This is a genomic window from Fulvivirga marina (assembly GCF_016775155.1).
GTDB classification, from domain to species: Bacteria; Bacteroidota; Bacteroidia; order Cytophagales; family Cyclobacteriaceae; genus Fulvivirga; species Fulvivirga marina.
In genome coordinates this window covers 208834-228796 of sequence record NZ_JAEUGD010000066.1, presented here as the reverse complement: position 1 = coordinate 228796, position 19963 = coordinate 208834, and the positions used below count along the sequence as shown (strand labels likewise).

The window sequence follows — 19963 nt, the reverse complement described above, 5'->3', positions numbered from 1 at the left end:
ATATGGATTACATAAATAGCAAGGTTGAACTACTGGCTCCTGCGGGTTCATTTGAGGCGTTGGCTGCCGCTATACAAGGGGGAGCAGATGCCGTTTACTTTGGAGTAGAGCAATTGAATATGAGAGCCCGCTCCGCCAGTAACTTTACTGTTGAGGATATGCAAAATATTGTGAGTCAGTGCAATATTCATGATGTGCGGGCATATCTCACAGTAAATACAATTTTGTATGATCATGATATTCAATTGATGAGGAGATTACTTCGTCAAGCTAAAGAAGCTGGTATACATGCTATTATAGCTTCGGACTATGCTGTTTTGCAGGAGGCAAAAACTATTGGGTTGTCTGTACATATCTCCACACAAGCCAATGTGAGTAATATAGAAACTGTTGAATTTTTTTCTGCCTTTGCAGATACTATAGTGCTGGCTCGAGAGTTAAGTTTAAAACAGGTTGCTCATATGTCAAGTGAAATAGCAAGGAGAAAGTTGAAAGGGCCTTCAGGTAATTTGATCAGGCTGGAGGTTTTTGCTCATGGAGCATTATGCATGGCCATATCCGGTAAGTGTTACCTTAGTCTTCATTCTCATTTTGGGTCCGCTAACAGAGGGGCTTGTGTACAGAATTGTAGAAAGCCATATATCGTAACAGATAAGGAAGATGGTACTGAGTTTGAAATCGACAATGAGTATATTATGAGTGCTAAGGACCTCTGTACCATAGACTTTCTTGACGAAATTGTAAATACAGGGATTCGTATTATTAAAATTGAAGGAAGAGGCCGTTCAGCGGATTATGTTTATAAAGCCACAAAATGCTACCGGGAAGCTCTGGATGCGATTGAGCAAGGAAAATATGGAGGAGATAAAATTGATGGCTGGAAAAAGGAGCTTTCTACTGTTTATAATCGTGGTTTTTGGGATGGATATTACCTCGGACGTAAGCTCGGCGAATGGACCAATCAGCCCGGATCATCTGCGACTCAAAAGAAGATATACATTGCAAAGGGTACTAAATATTACCCCAACATACAGGTGGGGGAATTTTTGATAGAAGCAGGAAATATTAAACAAGGTGATGAACTTATGCTTATTAGTCCAAAAACCGGTGTGACTTCACTAAAGGCAGAAAACTTTAAGGTCAATGGAGAAGACAGCAAGGAGGCAGTAAAGGGAGGTAAGCTAACCATTTCTTTAGAGGTGAAAGTTTCGAAAAATGACAAGCTTTACAAAGTAGTGAAGGAACAAAATGGCTAAAGTTATTCATTACAGAAATAAGTGTATCGGATGTAATATTTGCTTTGAAATGCAACCTAATATTTGGAGAATGTCACAAAAAGATGGAAAAGCTACATTAGTCGGAGGGGAAATTAAGAAAGGATTATATATTTTATCTATAGCTGAGGGCCATTCTGAGGTGCTTTTGAATGAAGTAGCGAAGGCTTGTCCGGTAAATATTATTAAAGTTGTATGAGTTTTGAGGGGTGTAAGTATTAGAGAAGTAATTAATATTAGAGAAGTAATCAAATAGAAAAAGGTTGCCTGAAAAGCGATTTGGGCCTTTCAAGCAACCTCCGGATAGCGTAAGATATAGCTGGAATTGTTAATATTTAGCCAAGGCTATGGTTTGGGTTTCAAAGCCCACATAGCTAACTACAAGTTCATCAGTTTCTTTGAAGGCGGTTAATTCAAAGGTGCCATCCAGATCGCAAACAGTGCCACTATTTGTTCCCTTTATTAAAACATTTGTTCCTGGCATAGGGTGGCCATCTAATTTAGTGACCTTACCAGATACTTTTAGTCCTTCTCTTTTTATTTCTACTTTAAACTTATCTTCAATAGTTTTTATTTCATTCTTATTGATTTTTGAGAAATCAGCGTCGTCTCCCAGTTTAAAGCTTATAGGTAAAACAAGCCGTTGCTTAACTTTTTTGCCGCGTTGTTTGGCTGGTTTAAAGGGCTCTATAGTTTTCATTGCATCCAGTGCTGCTTTATCACATCCGCCACCGATTCCTTTAACCACCTCTATCTCAGTGAGGCTTCCATCCGTGTCTACTATAAATCCAACATACACTTTACCTTCAATACCTAGTTTTCTTGCTTGTTCTGGGTATTTTAATGCTTCAGCTAACTTAGCATACATTGCTTCAAAGCCTCCGTGAGGTTCAGCTGTTTCTTCCACAACCCAGTAAGTGCCATCAGCATTTGGTGATTTCATTAGTTCCCCGCTTTTGCTCACAATGATGCCAATCATGCCAGTATCTTTCCATTCTTTGGTGTAGGCGATTGTCTTGGGATCCAGTTTACCCAGTTTCTCAAGTTTTTCTTTATTTTCGGCATCAGTTTCTATATATGCAAACTCAGCTTCAGGGTGCTGTTTCTGTAAGCGTTTAAGCTCAGGTTCCAGTTCAGCCGGAATCTGTTTTTGAGTAGCAGTTTCCATAACTTCATTTACGTCATTGCAGCTAAAGACTGTGATGACCATACCTACTATGAGTATCATACTAACCCATTTCCAGTTTTTAAATTTTGTCTTTGGTGATTTTATCATCTTGATTCTTTTTAAAGTCATTGATTTGTTAAAATGGTGACCTAAGGAGATGCTCATTTGTCTGAGCGCCATTTTTGCAAGCAAGCTGCTATAACTCTCGCTGTCAGAGTTTTTGATTATGCTCTGATCAGCCAGGTATTCATGGATGTCTCTAAGGCTTCTATGCATCCACCAAGCCACCGGGTTGATCCAAAACAGGATTTTTACCAATTCCAATACCAGAATGTCAAGCGTATGTCTTTGGCTGACATGTACAGCTTCATGCTCCATGATCTTCTTTTTTTCCAGTTCCGACAAAGGAGCGGTGTTGTCAAAGAAAATCATATTGAAGAATGCAAACGTAGGTAACTGGCCATCCGTTGGTATAATCAAATGCTTAGTTTGACGGATAATGACATCTTTTTTTAGCCGTCTGAAGTTGATTATTTGATATACCTGATGCAAAAATAGTGTTAGCATAACCACTATTACTCCAAGGTAGACCAACGAAATGAGTAAAGGGAATGACCAAATACCTGATAGGCTATTATGGCTAAGCTGTTCATCATTCGGATTCAGATTAACCAGCAGTTCAGGTAAAGTAATCGCTTGAAGGTCATTCACCAGCGGTATGGTATTCGTTCCTGTGAAAGGATTGCTAAAGTGCAACAAAGGGATAATAAGCGTAAGCAAGGCAGAGCCAAGCAGATAGTATCTGGAAAACTTGAAATGGGTGTCATTTCTTAGCACCAGATAATAGAATAACCCGAAAATAAGGAGGCATAAGTTGGCCTCAAGTAAATAATTAATATAACTATTCATTGCTCTTACCTTTTTGGTCTGACTTGGCGTGCTTTATAAGCTCTTCAACTTCTTTAATATCAAGATCATTTTCTTTGGCAAAGAACGATACTAGTCGCTCAAATGAGCCATTGAAATAACCTGACAGGAAATTGTTAAAGTAGAACTTACTATATTTTTCCTTGGCAATTAGTGGGTAATACTCATGCGTTTTTCCATATGCATTATGGCTCACAAAGCCCTTTTGTTCCAGAATGCGCACAATAGTTGACACTGTATTGTAGGCAGGTTTCGGAGGATCCATCTTTTCAATAATATCCTTTACAAAACCTTTCTCAATTTGCCAGAGAATCTGCATAACTTGCTCTTCTGCTTTTGTTAATTCCTTCATAGTACTTTTTTTAGATAAAATGCCGTCCGGAGCGGCTACTTTAGAATATTCGTAAGTAATACGTCAAATGTATAACTAATTATTTAGTTTTCAAACTATTTTTTTAGTTATGATGAGTTTGACTTATCATAAATGCAGGGAAGATGTGAATTAAAATGTATCAAAAACTTGTTTTTTGAGCAATTAGGGGGATGGTTTGCTTAGTTTAGTGGCTCGAAAAAAAATGTAGAATAATGATTCGATTTAATTTTTTTATAGCAGTGTTGGCATTTTTATTCTATGGTTTTGCTGCTTCCGCACAGGAAGGTTTTTCAGCGCAACCGGTTGGAGGGCAAATGGTCTTTGAAAAATACATTGAGGACAATATGCAATATCCGGAACAAGCCAAAAAATTCAGCATTGAAGGAAATGTGTTCGTGGTATTTGATATTGATGAGGAGGGTAATCTTACCGATATTATGATTGCAAAAGGCATCGGGGCAGGTTGCGACGAGGAAGCTATGAGGCTTCTGAACAATGCGCCAAAATGGAAACCTGCCATGCAGGGAGGAAAACCTGTTAGGCAAAGAGTTTCTATACCCATCAGGTTCAGGTTACCAGATTAAATGATAAGTCCTTACGGTTGTTATATTATAAGCCGGTAGGCACCGCGTTTATTCTGATTACCTTAAAGAAGCTAAGTGTCTTTACAATAGGGTATGTAGGGTCAAACTCAAACCACTTAGTAGCAAAGTTCACCTTATTTGGTAGCTTGTGATGGTTGTTTTGGAAGAGTTCCCCCATCATAAGAAAATCAAGTGCCAGAGAATTTTTGGATTTGTCGTTGTTGTCAAAGTTTGTGTAACCAATTTTATGGCCACCCCAGTTTACTATGGCACCATGTATAGGACCCATTAAAAAATGGAAGGGAAGAAGTAAGTACATGGTCCAGTGTGTACCGGGCAACTCCCAAACCGAAATGCAAAGCACATAAACAGCTATATATATAAGGCCCCAGATGAAACGGGGTGTGTTGTTGTCTTCAAATAGTCTGTCAAAAGCTTTCCAGGCTGGAATATCTTTGAGAAACCTTTCCTCAGCACGGGCTTCTCCTCTCAAGTAAGCATTATACTCATTTTTTGTCTTCCACATCATCTCAAGTATATTCTTGCTATGGTGCGGGGAATGCGGGTCTTTTTCTGTGTCACTATAAGCGTGGTGCATGCGATGTAATATGGCATATCCTCTGGGACTGAGGTATGATGAGCCTTGAGTGATATATGTGAAAAGATAAAAGAACCTTTCCCAAAACTTATTCATGGTAAACATTTTGTGTGCGGCATAGCGGTGCAGGAAGAAGGTTTGGCTAAAAAGGGAAAAATACCAATGCAAGATGAAAATGACAATGATGATCAAAACGGTTTATTTATTCAGTTATAGGGTTTAATAAATTTAAATAAAATCAGACAATTACTGATAATGAGTAAAACAATAAGATATAATATTGGCACCCATTTTTAGGGCCTGTTGTCTCTTAAACTCGGGATCATTGTGGATGGATTGGTCTTCCCATCCATTACCGAGGTCACATTCATAGCTGTAAAAACAAATGAGTCTGCCTTTGTATATGAGTCCAAAACCCTGAGCAGGTTTGCCATCATGTTCGTGGATTTTAGGAAGCCCGTTAGGGAAGTCAAACTTTTGATGATAAATAGGGTGATCAAAAGGAATCTCGATGAATTCCAATTCAGGAAATACTTTTTTCATTTCCAGCCTGATAAACTGGTTAAGTCCGTAATTGTCGTCAATATGTAAAAAGCCACCCGCTTCGAGGTAGGTTCTTAAATTTTCTGCGTCATTATTGGAGAATACTACATTACCATGCCCTGTCATATATATATAAGGATATAGAAACAGGTCTGGGCTGCTAACATCCACAACCTCATCCTCAGGGTCGAGGTTAGTGTTTAATTCTTTATTGCAAAACTGGATCAGGTTAGGTAGTGCCGTTTTGTTGGCATACCAATCACCTCCACCATCATACTTCAGTTTGGCTATTTTGATCTGGACCTGTGCATTTGCTATAATGCAGGAAAGGGCTATTGTTATAATTACCAGTATTGATTTTCTAAATATCATATAGCAATCTGAATAGTTTATGTAGAAACTAATTTTAAATCTTTTTCTAACTTTGTAATTAAATATCAATAATACCTTGGATTCAACAAGTATACTAATCAATATTCGAAAAATTCTTCGATCTGTCAACCTGGAGTCAAAAAGAATTCAGAAGGAGTATGGTATCAGTATTCCTCAGTTGCTAACGTTAAACTTCCTGAAAACATGTGATGACTTCAAAGCTACTCATGGACAGATATCGAAATACCTGAACCTAAATTCCAGTACGGTTACTGGCATTATAAGCAGGCTTGAAAAAAAAGGCTATGTAGCCAAGTTACCTAACCTAAAGGATAAAAGGATTACATACGTAGCGTTAACAACCAACGGTGCATCATTGCTGAAAAAAACACCAGAGCTAATGCACGAGCAGTTGCAGACGAAGCTTAATAAGCTGTCGGAAGATCAGTTAAAAGAGATTGAGCGTGGCTTTAAGCTTTTGATAGATGTTATGGGTATAGATAATATTGATGCTTATCCACTGGTGACTCTGGATGATTTGCTTCCTACTCAGGGTGATAAATAATTTGTACAGAAGCTAATTATGATGTGTTTACTGTTATTGTGTCATTAAAAATGGCATTTTAAATGTTATATCTATAGTTTTGCGTTTTAAATGTTTCTATAGAAAATAATTTTTTTAATGCACGCTATTGACCTGGCGATTTTCGCCATTTACATGTTGGCCATGTTAGGAGTTGGATTCTACTTTTTAAGAAAGAATAAAGATACCGACGATTATTATGTAGGAGGCAGAAAAATGGGGGCATGGCATGTTGGCTTGTCTGTGGTGGCTACAGATGTGGGGGGAGGATTCTCAATCGGGCTGGGAGGGCTTGGTTTTACAATGGGAATAGCAGGTTCATGGATGCTGTTTACGGGATTAATTGGAGCATGGCTTGCAGCAGTTCTGCTGATTCCAAAGGTGAGTCGTCTATCCAAACTTCATAACTTTCTTACTTTTCCTCAAATCTTCGGGCATTTCTATAATAGTTATGTAGCCTTACTTGCGGGTGTTATATCAGCTATCGGCTATATTGGCTTTACCAGTTCCCAGATATTAGCAGGAGCAAAGCTTGCATCAGCGTCATTTGTTGAGTTGGACCTGAACACGGCGCTAATCATAATGGGAGTCATTGCTATAGTTTATACGGTTATGGGAGGAATGAAGGCCGTTATCTATACTGATACCATTCAGTGGATAATTCTGATGTCAGGGTTAATATTTATAGGTATTCCCTTGGGCTATGTAGCGATTGGTGGGTATGATACCATCACAGATATACTGCCAGCGGAATATCTGTCTTTCGGAAATATAGAATGGCAGACCTTTGTTAATTGGGGGATCACTATTATCCCTATCTGGTTTGTGGGTATGACTCTATATCAGAGAATCTATTCTTGTAGAGGTGAGAAGGAAGCCCGAAAGGCCTGGTTTATTGCTGGTCTTTTTGAATGGCCTATTATGGCTATGATGGGTGTTTTACTGGGGCTTTTTGCCAGAGTTGCAGCCGAACAAGGTATGTTTGAGGGGTTGGGATACGCAAATGTTGGAGACATAGATTCTGAAATGGGTCTCCCACTTCTGTTGAGAAGTATTCTTCCGGTGGGCTTGATGGGCTTGATGATGTCAGCGTACTTTTCGGCAATTATGTCGACGGCTGATAGCTGTCTTATGGCAGCTTCAGGCAACATACTTACCGATGTGTTTGGTAGGTGGCTACACATTGGTAAAAGTGAAAAAAGCATTCTAAGAACTTCACAGGTGCTTACGCTCGTTATAGGTATGGCGGCACTTGTTCTGGCTACATTTATGCAGAACGTTTTGGAGCTAATGCTTTACTCTTATGCATTTATGGTTTCAGGGTTGTTTGTTCCTGTTATAGCAGCATTGTTTGTTAGAAACAGTAGTTCATTGGCGGCTTTCCTTGCTATGCTTACAGGAGGGGTAGTTACACTAACACTTATTTTTAACCAGCAAAAGCTGCCGTTAGGTCTTGATGCTAACTTCTATGGCATTACTTCTTCATTGATCATATTTATAGTCGTCAATGAAATAAGAAAGAAGCAAAAATTAAAACATTCTTAAATTATGAGTACAATTTCAGCAAACACAAATAAAGATACAAAAATGGTTCAATACAATATCCTGACACCTGCGGAAACAGTGGGGTTGATTCACCGTGAAGAGGTGGCAGAATTTTTATATGTACATCTGGATGAATTTGGTGATGAAAAAGCAGATATACTGAAAGCTATTGATTATGCGCTGGATAGAGGTGTTACACCAGGTGGATTTGTAGTAACAGCCAGGCTCGACGGAAAGATTATAGGTGCAGTAGTTATTAATAGAACCGGTATGTCAGGATATATACCGGAAAATATTTTGGTTTATATTGCTATGGATGCTGCACATAGGGGCAAAGGTATTGGTAAAGAATTAATGAAAAGAGCTATTGACAAGGCTGATGGAGATATCGCTTTGCATGTGGAGCCCCATAATCCTGCTAAATTTCTTTATGAGAAACTAGGCTTTACCAATAAGTATCTTGAAATGAGACTTAAGAAATAAGCTGTTTTATATTGTATGCCAATAAAGGATACAACGCTGCAGAAATTGTGGCAATTACGTAAGGAACTACATCAGGAGCCGGAGGTTTCTGGCGAGGAAAAGGAAACGGCCAGTAAAATCAGGCGGTTTGTAGAAGAGTATGGTCCTGATGAAATAGTCACCGGTATTGGAGGAGAAGGTATGGTTTTCTTTTTTGATGGAGAAAAACCAGGCCCTACGGTAATGATAAGAGCAGAGCTTGATGGGCTCGCGATTGAGGAAATCAATAGTATTCCTTACCGTTCAAAAAAAGAAGGTAAGGCACATCTTTGTGGGCATGACGGACATATGGTTATGGTTGCGGGTGTTGCTCCACTACTGGCCGAGAACAGACCAGAAAAGGGTAGAGTGGCTTTAATGTTCCAACCTGCTGAAGAAACAGGCGAAGGGGCCAGGCGTATGATTAATGATGCCCGATTCAAAGATCTGAAGGTAGATTATGTTTTTGCTCTTCATAATCTCCCAGGTTTTTCCAGAAATGAAATCATAGTTAAGGAAGGAGTTTTTGCGGCAGCATCAAAAGGTCTGATTATAGAGTTGCAAGGTAAAACTTCTCATGCTGCTGAGCCTCACAATGGTATTAGTCCGGCTCTGGCGGTGGCTGAAATTATAAAATTAATAGAACGCGCTCCCTTAACTTTAAGTGGGTTAAAAGATTTTTCGCTTGCTACCGTGGTGCATGCCAAGTTAGGAGATCGTGCTTTTGGTGTTACTCCCGGCAAGGCAGTGGTTATGGCTACCATTCGTGCTTATTATGACGATGACTTTTCGAAATTAGAGTCGGAAATCGAAGAACAATCAAGGAATATTTCAGAAAAATATGACCTAAAGATAAGAATCAGCGAGACAGAGGTATTTAACTCAACCATAAGTGATAAAAATTGTTGTGAGTATATAAAATCTGCAGCAAAACAATTGAAACTTTCGGTAATAGAAGCAAAGCAGCCATTTAGATGGAGTGAAGATTTTGGTCTCTTTACAAAAAAATATAAAGGAGCTCTGTTTGGGCTGGGTTCAGGAGAGAATATGCCCGACTTGCATAATCCGAATTATAATTTTCCGGATGAGATTTTAGGCACTGGTGTTTTAATGTATCATCATATTATCGACCAGCTTTTAAAAACAAAAAATGCATAGTACATCTACAATTGTACTCAATTCTGATGCCTTGAGATCCAATATTGAATTTATTAGATCGAGACTTGGCGAAAATGTAAGGTTATCATCCGTGGTTAAAGGCAATGCCTATGGCCATGGGATAGAGGCCATGGTGCCTATGATTGAAAAGTGCGGAGTGGACCACTTTTCGGTATTCAGTGCAGATGAGGCTCATAGAGTACATAAGGTAATAAGTGGAGAATGTACCATTTTGGTAATGGGTGAGGTGTATAACCATAATGTGGAATGGCTGATTGAGCAGGGTATAGAGTTCTTTGTTTTTGATGTAGAAAGGGCGGGAGTAGCACTCGATGCAGCAAAAAAGGTAGGAAAACCCGCTCTTATCCATATTGAAATTGAAACTGGGATGAATAGGACCGGTTTCAACCGCAATGAGCTAGAACTACTGGTCGATCTGATTGTTAAAAATAGACAATATTTGAAACCACAGGGGTTATGTACTCACTATGCGGGCGCAGAAAGCATAGCTAATTATGTAAGGGTACAAAAGCAGATAAAAAGTTTCAACAAAACCTATGCATGGCTCAAAAAACATGGTGTAACTCCGGCATTGAGACATACGGCATGCTCTGCTGCTGCCATAGCCTACCCGAAAACTCATATGGATATGGTTAGGGTAGGTATACTGCAATATGGCTATTGGCCAAGCAAAGAAGTATTTATTGATTACCTCGGTAAGCTTAAAACTGAGGTCAAAACAGACCCGTTAAGGCGGGTTATTACCTGGACGAGCTATGTGATGGCCGTTAAAGTAGTAAGGGCAGGTGAATTCATCGGTTATGGTACCAGTTATCTTGCTCAGCAAGATATGGTCATAGCAACCATTCCTGTTGGTTATGCTCATGGTTATAGCAGAGCACTTAGTAATCAGGGGCTTGTGCTGATCAATGGAAGGAGGGCTAGTGTAATTGGTACGGTCAACATGAATATGATGATGGTAGATATTACCGATGTAACTGGTGTTTCAAAAGGAACTGAAGTAACTTTAATAGGAGGGCATGAGGAGACTGCCATATCGGTAGCTTCTTTTGGGGAGCTAAGTAATCAGTTGAATTACGAACTGCTCACCCGGTTGCCTCGTGATATCCCCCGTATAACAGAATAAAATACAATGGCATTTTTAGAATTATATAGAGATCGCTTAAAACATAATTATCAATACCTTTCAAAGCTCTTTGAGGACCGGGATATAGAGTGGGGAGTGGTAACGAAGCTGCTTTGCGGTAATAAAGACTATATCAGAGAAGTAATTAACCTGGGAGCAAGAGAAATACATGACTCCAGGATAAGTAATCTGAAAGTGGTGAAGAGTATTGATAGTAAGGTGCAAACAGTTTATATAAAGCCTCCGGCTAAGCGAAGTATTCGCAACCTGATCAGGTATGCGGATGTAAGCTTTAATTCGAGTTATTCTACAATTAAGCTCCTGTCGGAGGAGGCAGGGAGGCAAAACAAAAAGCATAAGATAATCATCATGATTGAGATGGGAGATCTCCGTGAAGGTGTGTTGGGAGAGAATGTGATTGACTTTTATGAGCGTATTTTTGAGTTACCCAATATCGAGGTTACAGGTATAGGCACTAACCTTAATTGCTTGCATGGAGTTATGCCATCGCAGGATAAATTAATACAGCTTAGTCTGTACAAGCAGCTCATCGAGGCCAAGTTTAACAGAAAGATTCCTTGGGTTTCGGGTGGCACCTCAGTAACCATACCCTTATTATTGAAAAAAATGAGACCTATGGGTATTAACCATTTCAGGGTAGGAGAGATTCTCTACTTTGGACTCAATCTGTTTACGATGAAAACTGTAAAGGGAATGAGAGATGATGTCTTTAAGCTATATACTGAGATCATTGAGCTCTATGAAAAACCTAAGGTGCCGATGGGAGAACTGGCGGAAAACCCCTCAGGAGAAGTTATGGTGATTAATGAAGAAGACTATGGTAAAACTTCATATCGGGCTATAATAGATGTAGGGCTCCTGGATATTTCTCCGGAATTTCTTATTCCTGATGACCCTAAAATAGAAATTAGTGGTGCCAGCAGTGATATGCTTGTTATCGATCTGGGAAAAACCAGGAGGAACTATAAAGTCGGTGATTTGGTGTCATTTAAATTGCGATATATGGGAGCTTTAAGCATCTTGAACTCGGACTATATTGACAAAAAGATTATTTAGGCGCTTTTATAAAGCCTTTTTTCATACACTTCTTTTCGTACTTAACTTGATTGAACCAAATTTAATAATTGAGACACCAAGCACAACACCACCAATTTTGTTATCAATGGTAGCTCAAAGCTGAAAATGATGGTAACGGAGATGTGTATAGCATAAAGAATGAGGGTTTTGGGGAACAATGAAATAATACTTGATCAATGCTGAAATTAAAGAAACAGGCCCAACCTTTCAGGCGAAGAAATGGCACGGAAATGTTGATGGATTAAGAAATATTATTGTCTTTCATGACAGATGTAGCAAACACGGCTATAAATATTGGTGATGCAGGCACCTAAGACATGATAAATACGTTTCAATAAAATAGAAAAGAGTCATTGGGTTGTTCACCGCTTTTTTAGGTAAATAATAATTCTAGTTATATAGAAGCTACATTCCGAAGTACTACATACACAAATGCCCCACTAATCAAAACTTTGATCTTATGGGAAAGCTTACCAAATCTATTCTTGTACCGGTTGACTTTACTGATGCTGCTACCCATGCCGCCAGAAATGCAATCGAATTGGGAGAGAAATTGAAAACGGGTGTACATCTCGTTAACTTCATTCCCCCAGTCAGGCATAAAGCTCATCATGCAAATACTATAGAAAATATTAGTGAAGAACTTTTTTCTTCAATTAACTTATTAAAGGAAAACGAGGAAAAACTCGGGGAACTGGTTAAGAAAATTGATAGTGCCCGAGTTGAAATTACTTCTGAAATAAAAATTGATAAACTTGCTTCAGGGATAAAAAAGCAGTTAAAAAAGAAAGATATAGGACTCATTGTAATTGGAATCGCCGGTGCACATACCATTGGAGATTCCTTTTGCAATTTAAAGCAGGCCCCTGGGTTGATACAAGTTAATTGCCCTGTTATGGTATGCCGTAATCATGAGCATACTTTCAAAGGAAGGCACAAATTAGTGGTCTCACTAGATTTTGATTCCTCAGAGCAGCAGAATGTAGAGGAACTGGTTTTTTTGGCTAAAAAACTGTCGTCAAAAGTCTATTATATACATGTCAACCACCCCGACGATAAAAAGCAATGTAGTTTCTTTGATATAGAAAATTATTTGAATGCACATGACTTGAAAGCAGCAGCTATTGAGGTTGTAGACAGCTCAGATAAAGAAATGGCCATTAAAGCATATGCCAATAAGCTTAGTGCCGATTTTATAGCTATTAACAGGTTCAGTAAATCTTCGGGTTACAAAGAGTGTCATGCAGATCAGGTTGTGGAAGAAACTGAGAGCCCTGTTTTTGTTTATTGATATCACAATTAGTTGACCGATTATAAGTTTAAGTCATTGAGTTTTTTGTGGATTTTATCTGTTTGATAAGCAGATTCTTATTCATTTATTTTAGAATATATCTTCTTAAGTCATCCCATTGATATTAATAATATGCTGGTATTTATGTCATAGAGATTAAGATATTCATTCCAACCTAAACCCTTAATCTTATGAAAAAATTATTCCTTTTACCTATTATCTTATGCTTTGTTCATAAAGCTTTTTCTCAGGTGCCAGTTACTAATTTTGGCTCTAATCCAGGCAACCTTGGTATGTATATATATGAACCTGAATTACCTGTTGCAGGTGCTCCACTGGTTCTGGCGTTGCATGGTTGTACGCAAAGTGCTTCTGAGTTTGCAGGGGAAAGTGGTTGGAACGAACTGGCTGACCGTTACGGCTTTTATGTAATCTATGCGGAGCAAAAGAATAGCAATAACTCTTCGAGGTGCTTTAACTGGTTTGAAAGTGGAGATTACAGCCGAGGTTCTGGCGAGGCGTTATCCCTCAAATCAATGGTAGATTTTGTGAAGGCTAACTATGCCATCGATAATAATAGAGTATATGTCACCGGATTTTCAGCGGGAGGGGGAATGACTAGTGTTATGCTGGCAGCCTATCCTGATGTATTTTCGGCCGGAGTTGTAATGAGTGGATTGCCATATAAGGTTGCTACGGGAAGCAATGAAGCTTTCATGGCCATGTTTGGTAATATAAATAAGAGTCCGGAGCAGCTCGGTAATCTGGTGAGAAATGCATATCCGTCATTTAGTGGAAATTATCCCAGGGTGGCTACTATACATGGTACATCTGATTACACAGTGTATTTTGTAAATCAAAGAGAATTAATGGAGCAATGGACCAATGTGCATGTTACTGATCAGGTTGTGGATCAGGAAGATACTAATTATGATAATAATGCTTTGGTTACTCGTAAAGCCTACAAAGATCAAGGTGGAAATGATGTTGTTATAACCTACAGTATCGAAGGGATGGGACATGCTATTGCTGTAGATCCGGGCTCAGGTGATAAGCAGGGAGGGCAGACAGGCACCTATGCGAAAGATGTCAACATATTCAGCAGTTATCTGGCAGCTACATTTTTTAACATAGTTGCAAGCTCTGAAGTGTTTGAGGCTCCAGGTAATGTACAGGCAGAAGCTGTATCATCTTCAGGGATTAAACTTACCTGGAATGATAACGCTACAACGGAAACAGCCTATGTTGTTGAAAGGTCATTGTATTCTGATAGTCAGTTTGCTGAGGTAGCTAATTTAAGCGCTAATACTACAGTGTTCAATGATGAAGGGCTTGCTTCGGAAACACGCTACTACTATAGAGTTACAGCTGTCAATGCGATGGATGAAACAGCCGTAAGCAATACAGTTTCTGCCATAACCTTTTCAGAGGGAGGGCAGGGAGAGTTGGTGGTAATAGATCAACCGAATGGCAGTGGCATATTGAGCTATAATAATGGGCAGGATATGGGACAGTCCTTCGTTGCTACTGCGGATGGCAACCTTGAAACAGTTTCTTTTAATTTAGTTAATGCTATATCCGGGGCTGCACTTCGTGTTTATGAGGGAAATTCGGTGACCGGGCAGATCGTTTACGAGCAGACAGGAATTAGCAAAGGAAAAGGGTGGCAATCTATTACTTTGCAAAATGGTCCGTGGCTGTTAAGTGGACAGCAGTATACAGTGCAGCTTACCAATGCGTCGTTAAAATATAGCTTTTCAAATGCATACTTTGGTGGGAATTTATGGTATAATGGAATCGCCTATACTGTATTTGACGCTGCATTTAAAATAGAGATTAGAAAATCCCAGTTCGGATTATCAGGAAAAAGCGTAGGCTTGGGAGAGCTGCAGGCAGATATTTACCTGTACCCCAACCCAGCTACTTCCCGAATTTACATTAGAGGTAAATTTGCCAATATGCAATCCGTAAGTATAGTCTCGACTGAGGGGAGAGAAGTATCTTTAATTACTGAAAAGCAGGATGAGTTGCTTATGCTAGATGTAAGTCACTTGAGCGAAGGCATGTATATAATCAACATGATGATTGACGGTAAGCCCTGCTTTGAAAAGATTATGATCAGGCATTAGCAGTTTGTTTATGCCTGAAAAATAGCATGATCATTACAGGAAGCAGTGTTAGATCAATTAGCAAGGCGAAAATGAGGGTCAGGCTTACAAGAAGGCCTGTGTAGAATGTTCCTCCAAAGGAGGAAAGCAGTAAAATGAGGAATCCGCCGGAAAGGATAATGCTGGTTACAATAATAGCCTTTCCGGTGGATAAGTAGGTTCTTTTTAAAGCATAGAGCAATGGTTTTCCTTTGGCAAGCTCGATCTTAAGTTTGCTGATGAAGTGAATAGTGTCATCAACAGCGATACCGAAAGCGATTGAAAACACTATAGACGTTGAAAGCTTTAATGTAATGCCTGAGATGCCCATAATACCTGCAATGATGAGTAGCGGGATAACATTGGGCACAAGAGTGATCATGACCATTCGCAGTGACTTAAAAAGCAGGCCGGCAATGACAGCGACGACAAAAAAGGCAATGCCAAGACCTTCAAACATGTTTTTAGCCAGGTACTCATTGTTTTTGTCAATCAGGTTGGATGTCCCGGTTACTTTGTAGGTCACAAGAGCTGTATCCGTATGTTGTCTGATGTATGTTTGCAGTTCTTTGGTCTTTGCTAGTGAAATTGCACTGCCAATGTCTCCGACGCGAGTACTGATCCTGCCCACTGTATTTTGCATGGCCGTTATGTTTCCCGATTTCTGATATCTTTTTAGTAGCCGTGGCAGGTATTTGTACAGTCGCTTCCATTCCTTGTCATTTGAAGGGAGCCTATAGGCATCTGAAGACCCTCCGTTTATGGCTTGGTTAAGGCCCTTCACTACAGTTACAGGGGATATGATACCTCCGGAACCAAATAAGGAGGTAAGGTGGTTTTGGAGAGAGTCCGTTTCGATCAAAACCTCACGGTCAAAAACAGTAGCACCACTTTTGTTGACAGTAGCAGTTATTTCAAAAGGTCTTGATCCACCAAATTCTGTATCGAAGAACATAAAGTCTAGCTTTAGTGGATCATCTGAGGGCAAATCTTCTATAAGGTAAGTGTTGATGCGTATTTGGGATATTCCAACCAAAGAGATGATTATAAGTGCTAGGTTAATGGTCAGAATACTTTTTCCATTTCTGGCCACTTTGATAAATGATCGGCTTAAAAACAGGAACCATGAAGACTTGTGAACCACCTTGTAAGAAACTTTTGGTCTTGGAAGCAGATACAGGCAGGCAGGTAGTAGAGCAAAAGCTACAATAAAGGCAAAAAAAACGCCTGCGGCGGTATAGATACCGAACTCCTGAATAGGTTGGATACTGGCTGTTAGCAATGTGGCAAAACCAACAGCGGTAGTAAGAGAGGTTAGGAGGGTGGCAAGCCCTACTTCCTTTATGGTTGTTACTATGGCGTCTCTTTTACTATCACCTACTCTGAGTTGTTCTATATATTTAGTCATGATATGGACTACATCAGACATACCAACAATGAACATGATGGTGGGTAACAGCACCATGAGAATATCTAACGTTTTGCCCGTTAAAGCCATGAAACCAAGTATCCATATAGTGGATAAGAGTACAACGATTAATGGTACAATTACACCCGAAAATGACCTGAATGCTATAACCAGGAATACAATGACCAAAGCAACAGAGGCAGATAAGAAAATAGCCAATTCGTACTGCATTTTTTCAATGAAGATACCTTGAGCATATGATTTGCCTGCCAAATGAAATTTCTGAAAATCAAGATGATCAATTGCCTTTCTTATACTGTTGACTAAAGAGTCTGCAGCCTCTTTTCCTGATAGAGGTTCGTGCTTTATGACAATAGCCGTGGCTTTCGCATCCCGCGAGAGAAGAGATTCCAATAACCAACCATCTTTGTAAAGACGAATGCTATCCTGTTTATATTTTTCGGGAGCCTCTACGTGTATTACAGGTATTTCAAAATAACCTGCCGGGCTGATTATCGGTTTTTCAATATTAGAAATGGAGGCTACACTGGTTACATGGTCGGTTTGTTCAACGTATTTAGTGAGTTGTCCTACTTTGTGAAGAAACGCACTGTCAAAAACAGTAGGCTCATTAACAAGTCCTACAAGTAGATAATTATTGTCATTTTCAAACAGTTCCTCAAATGTTCTGTAATACTCCAGGTCGGGGTCATCAGTAGGAAAAAAGCTCTCAAATACATAGTTGAATTGTAGGTCTTTGATGAAATACCCCAAAATCAACGATGTGATTACAACAAAGGTAATTGATAACAGGGAGGCTTTTTTTAGCATCAGTATTTATGATTCTGCTGTACTATGACTACCCTGTAAAAATAGATAAATCAGCGTGATTTGGAAGGCTCTTTTGCTTGTACTAACAGTTCTGCCATCGTGAGTTTTTCAATAAGCATCTCCTTGTTCTCAATATCTGAAGTTCTGACCCATTCGATAGCCTCTCTTATTTCTTTGGAGGAGTAAGGAATCTTTTCATTTTTACCGCTATAGTAATTTCTGACAGACTCAATGATGCGTTGTCTTTTAGGACTAAAAAAGTTGCTGAAAAATCCCATAGGTAGTTATATGCACAAAATGCACCTTTGATTAAATTTGTGTTTGTGTAAAGTAGGTTATATCCTAGATAATCAGTTATTTATGGAGTTAATCTTTAAGTAAAAAATGATAGGAGGGGAATAATTAATGTGAACGTAATTACTCATTGGTTTTAAGCCACCTCTCTAGACATATTGTTTAAAAAGTACTAACGCTACGCAAAGGTATAAAATCAAAATTTATATCTTAGCTGTAATTTTAGCTTTTATTAATTTATACCACACGCCTGTTTCGGTAAATATAAATTTACAGCGGTAAATTGCTGTTAAAATGATACTTCTATAGCAGGTATGTACTCAACAAGAACACAGTAGGTTATGAAACAGTACTTAGGCTTAATGCAGGATATTCTTGATAATGGTAATCAGAAAGGTGATAGAACGGGGACAGGTACTGTAAGTGTATTTGGGCGTCAGCTTAGGTTTGACCTTTCCCAAGGTTTTCCGTTGTTGACCACTAAAAAGCTTCACATACGTTCAATCATTCACGAGTTGTTATGGTTTTTAAGTGGAGACACCAATATCAAGTACCTAAAAGATAATGGGGTTTCGATTTGGGATGAATGGGCTGATGAGAATGGAGATCTGGGGCCTGTCTACGGATACCAATGGAGAAGTTGGCCAAAGCCTGATGGAGGTAAGGTAGACCAGATATCTCAGGTCATTGAGGCTATTAAAAGCAACCCAAATTCCAGAAGGCATATTGTTAGTGCATGGAATCCCGCCGAAGTGGATGAAATGGCTTTACCTCCCTGCCACGCTTTATTTCAGTTTTATGTAGCAGATGGTAAACTGTCATGTCAGTTGTATCAGAGAAGTGCGGATTACTTTTTGGGAGTTCCTTTTAATATTGCTTCTTATGCTTTGCTTGTTTATATGTTTGCCCAGCAATGTGACCTGGAAGTGGGTGATTTTGTATGGACTGGTGGAGATGTGCATCTTTATTCCAATCATATGGAACAGGCTAAAACGCAACTGAGTAGGGAGCCAAAAAGTTTGCCTCAATTGAATATAAAGAGAAAGCCCGCTTCAATCTTTGATTATAAATATGAGGATTTCGAGATCTTAAATTATGATCCTCATCCTGGTATTAAAGCACCGGTGGCGGTATAGTTGGCGCTCTGGCTTGGGTGCATGAAAAAAACAGTTTATTAAAAGTTAACTCAAGTTAATTTTTTAATTGATTCTATTGATTTATAGTAAGTTACTTTGTTAATATTGGTTATAGGGTATAGGCCATTGCTGTTGCATATAAATACACCTTCGGCCACTGATAAAGCTTCCGGGCCTTCTTCAACTTCGAAATATTGAATGTTTTTAGCCTTGAAAACATCAAAGATATGGCGGCGCTGAATCCCGGCAATGCACCCGGTGAGAAGCGATGGTGTGTAGTAAACATTATCCTTCATCCAAAAAATATTGGATGAGGTGCATTCTGTTACCTGACCATGAACATTCAGAAGTATTAGCTCATCGAGCTTCCTGATATCTCTTTCCTGAGTGGCTATTATATATGGCAGGGCATTAAGGGTTTTGAATCGTGACAGTTTCCAATAATGAAGTATCACATCTTTTGAATACCCTACATTTTTCTTAACTGATGTAGCGCTTGAGGGCTTTAACATAAGTAAGGTATTGACATCCCTGTCGACACTTGCATATGCTCTTTGATTATTATTTTTTCTCCATACCAGTAGTTTGGCTGTTGCCTTGGTATCCATTTGGTTGTGAAAGCGTAATTCTGCTATCTGCGACTGTAATAATTCTTCAGTAAGATAATTCGGAAGTTTAAACCGTAAAGCTTCAGCTCCTTCATTCAAACGGTCAAGATGGTAGTTTAAAAGCTGCGCCTTGCCGTTTTCTACCTTAATGGTTTCGAATAAACCATCTCCGAATTGAAGAGCCCGGTCATTAATAGCACAAGAAAAGTGATCAGTGATGTACTTATTATTAAATATTGCAGCCATAAAATGGAAAAACGATAAATAGATATGATCTTTGACCTGTTTGGCGCCACCTAAAATACTTTATCACCCAATTTGGGGCTTCATATGGGTTATTAACCATTCATAATTTTCAGGTGATGCAACAGTAAAAT

At 39.1% G+C, this 19963-nt stretch carries 19 protein-coding genes; 12 read left to right on the top strand and 7 right to left on the bottom strand.

The window, feature by feature from the left end; all coding sequences use genetic code 11:
* Nucleotides 1-2 precede the first annotated feature (2 nt).
* Nucleotides 3-1256, top strand: a complete 1254-nt coding sequence (locus JMN32_RS21935) for a peptidase U32 family protein (RefSeq protein WP_238354583.1) — start codon at nucleotides 3-5, stop codon at nucleotides 1254-1256.
* Nucleotides 1249-1473, top strand: a complete 225-nt coding sequence (locus JMN32_RS21930) for a ferredoxin (RefSeq protein WP_202858526.1) — start codon at nucleotides 1249-1251, stop codon at nucleotides 1471-1473. Before JMN32_RS21935 ends, JMN32_RS21930 begins: the two co-directional genes overlap by 8 nt.
* A 129-nt stretch (nucleotides 1474-1602) precedes the next feature.
* Here JMN32_RS21930 and JMN32_RS21925 read toward each other — a convergent pair whose 3' ends face one another.
* Both JMN32_RS21925 and JMN32_RS21920 read right to left on the bottom strand, forming a co-directional pair.
* Nucleotides 1603-3351 (bottom strand): TonB family protein, encoded by a 1749-nt coding sequence (locus JMN32_RS21925; protein WP_202858525.1) that lies wholly within the window; start codon nucleotides 3349-3351, stop codon nucleotides 1603-1605.
* On the bottom strand, nucleotides 3344-3721 hold the full coding sequence (locus JMN32_RS21920) for a BlaI/MecI/CopY family transcriptional regulator (RefSeq protein ID WP_202858524.1): 378 nt from the start codon (nucleotides 3719-3721) through the stop codon (nucleotides 3344-3346). The genes JMN32_RS21925 and JMN32_RS21920 overlap by 8 nt, the downstream gene beginning before the upstream one ends.
* Before the next feature lie 233 nt (nucleotides 3722-3954).
* Here JMN32_RS21920 and JMN32_RS21915 point away from each other — a divergent pair, with 233 nt between their 5' ends.
* Nucleotides 3955-4326, top strand: coding sequence for an energy transducer TonB (locus JMN32_RS21915; protein ID WP_202858523.1), 372 nt, complete (start codon nucleotides 3955-3957; stop codon nucleotides 4324-4326).
* A 25-nt stretch (nucleotides 4327-4351) separates the two neighbouring features.
* Here the strand turns inward: JMN32_RS21915 and JMN32_RS21910 are convergent, their stop codons facing one another.
* Together JMN32_RS21910 and JMN32_RS21905 are read right to left on the bottom strand one after the other, a co-directional pair.
* Nucleotides 4352-5116 carry an acyl-CoA desaturase gene (locus tag JMN32_RS21910; protein ID WP_202858522.1) on the bottom strand — a complete coding sequence of 255 codons (765 nt, stop codon included), beginning with the start codon at nucleotides 5114-5116 and terminating at the stop codon, nucleotides 4352-4354.
* Nucleotides 5117-5170: 54 nt separating this feature from the next.
* On the bottom strand, nucleotides 5171-5839 hold the full coding sequence (locus JMN32_RS21905; RefSeq protein ID WP_202858521.1) for a DUF4159 domain-containing protein: 669 nt from the start codon (nucleotides 5837-5839) through the stop codon (nucleotides 5171-5173).
* Between the two features lie 76 nt (nucleotides 5840-5915).
* On the opposite strand from JMN32_RS21905, the gene JMN32_RS21900 reads away from it, so the two are divergent.
* From JMN32_RS21900 to JMN32_RS21865, 8 genes are all read left to right on the top strand, one after another.
* Nucleotides 5916-6404, top strand: a complete 489-nt coding sequence (locus JMN32_RS21900; RefSeq protein ID WP_202858520.1) for a MarR family winged helix-turn-helix transcriptional regulator — start codon at nucleotides 5916-5918, stop codon at nucleotides 6402-6404.
* 117 nt (nucleotides 6405-6521) lie between these two features.
* Complete coding sequence (locus JMN32_RS21895; protein ID WP_202858519.1) at nucleotides 6522-7967, top strand: sodium:solute symporter family protein; 1446 nt, start codon at nucleotides 6522-6524, stop codon at nucleotides 7965-7967.
* Between the two features lie 42 nt (nucleotides 7968-8009).
* Nucleotides 8010-8450: a GNAT family N-acetyltransferase gene (locus tag JMN32_RS21890; RefSeq protein WP_238354612.1), complete on the top strand. Its 441-nt coding sequence runs from the start codon at nucleotides 8010-8012 to the stop codon at nucleotides 8448-8450.
* A gap of 15 nt (nucleotides 8451-8465) precedes the next feature.
* Complete coding sequence (locus tag JMN32_RS21885) at nucleotides 8466-9626, top strand: amidohydrolase (RefSeq protein WP_202858517.1); 1161 nt, start codon at nucleotides 8466-8468, stop codon at nucleotides 9624-9626.
* Nucleotides 9619-10773, top strand: a complete 1155-nt coding sequence (gene alr, locus JMN32_RS21880; protein ID WP_202858516.1) for an alanine racemase — start codon at nucleotides 9619-9621, stop codon at nucleotides 10771-10773. The genes JMN32_RS21885 and alr overlap by 8 nt, the downstream gene beginning before the upstream one ends.
* Nucleotides 10774-10779: 6 nt before the next feature.
* Entirely contained in the window at nucleotides 10780-11850 is a 1071-nt protein-coding gene (locus JMN32_RS21875) for an alanine racemase (protein ID WP_202858515.1), read from the top strand.
* Between the two features lie 481 nt (nucleotides 11851-12331).
* Nucleotides 12332-13162, top strand: a complete 831-nt coding sequence (locus tag JMN32_RS21870) for a universal stress protein (RefSeq protein WP_202858514.1) — start codon at nucleotides 12332-12334, stop codon at nucleotides 13160-13162.
* Between the two features lie 191 nt (nucleotides 13163-13353).
* Entirely contained in the window at nucleotides 13354-15291 is a 1938-nt protein-coding gene (locus JMN32_RS21865) for an extracellular catalytic domain type 1 short-chain-length polyhydroxyalkanoate depolymerase (RefSeq protein WP_202858513.1), read from the top strand.
* On the opposite strand, the gene JMN32_RS21860 is transcribed toward JMN32_RS21865, so the two are convergent.
* The gene (locus JMN32_RS21860) at nucleotides 15281-17548 is read right to left on the bottom strand and encodes an efflux RND transporter permease subunit (RefSeq protein WP_202858512.1); all 2268 of its coding nucleotides are present in this window, start codon (nucleotides 17546-17548) and stop codon (nucleotides 15281-15283) included. The two genes, JMN32_RS21865 and JMN32_RS21860, sit on opposite strands and share 11 nt — an antisense overlap.
* 50 nt (nucleotides 17549-17598) lie before the next feature.
* Nucleotides 17599-17826 (bottom strand): hypothetical protein, encoded by a 228-nt coding sequence (locus JMN32_RS21855; protein WP_202858511.1) that lies wholly within the window; start codon nucleotides 17824-17826, stop codon nucleotides 17599-17601.
* Nucleotides 17827-18183: 357 nt separating this feature from the next.
* Between JMN32_RS21855 and thyA the strand changes: the two genes are divergently transcribed.
* A complete protein-coding gene (thyA, locus tag JMN32_RS21850; RefSeq protein ID WP_202858510.1) occupies nucleotides 18184-18978 on the top strand; it encodes a thymidylate synthase in 795 nt (264 codons plus the stop codon).
* A gap of 50 nt (nucleotides 18979-19028) precedes the next feature.
* Here thyA and JMN32_RS21845 read toward each other — a convergent pair whose 3' ends face one another.
* A complete protein-coding gene (locus JMN32_RS21845; RefSeq protein ID WP_202858509.1) occupies nucleotides 19029-19832 on the bottom strand; it encodes an aminotransferase class IV in 804 nt (267 codons plus the stop codon).
* Between the last annotated feature and the right edge of the window lie 131 nt (nucleotides 19833-19963).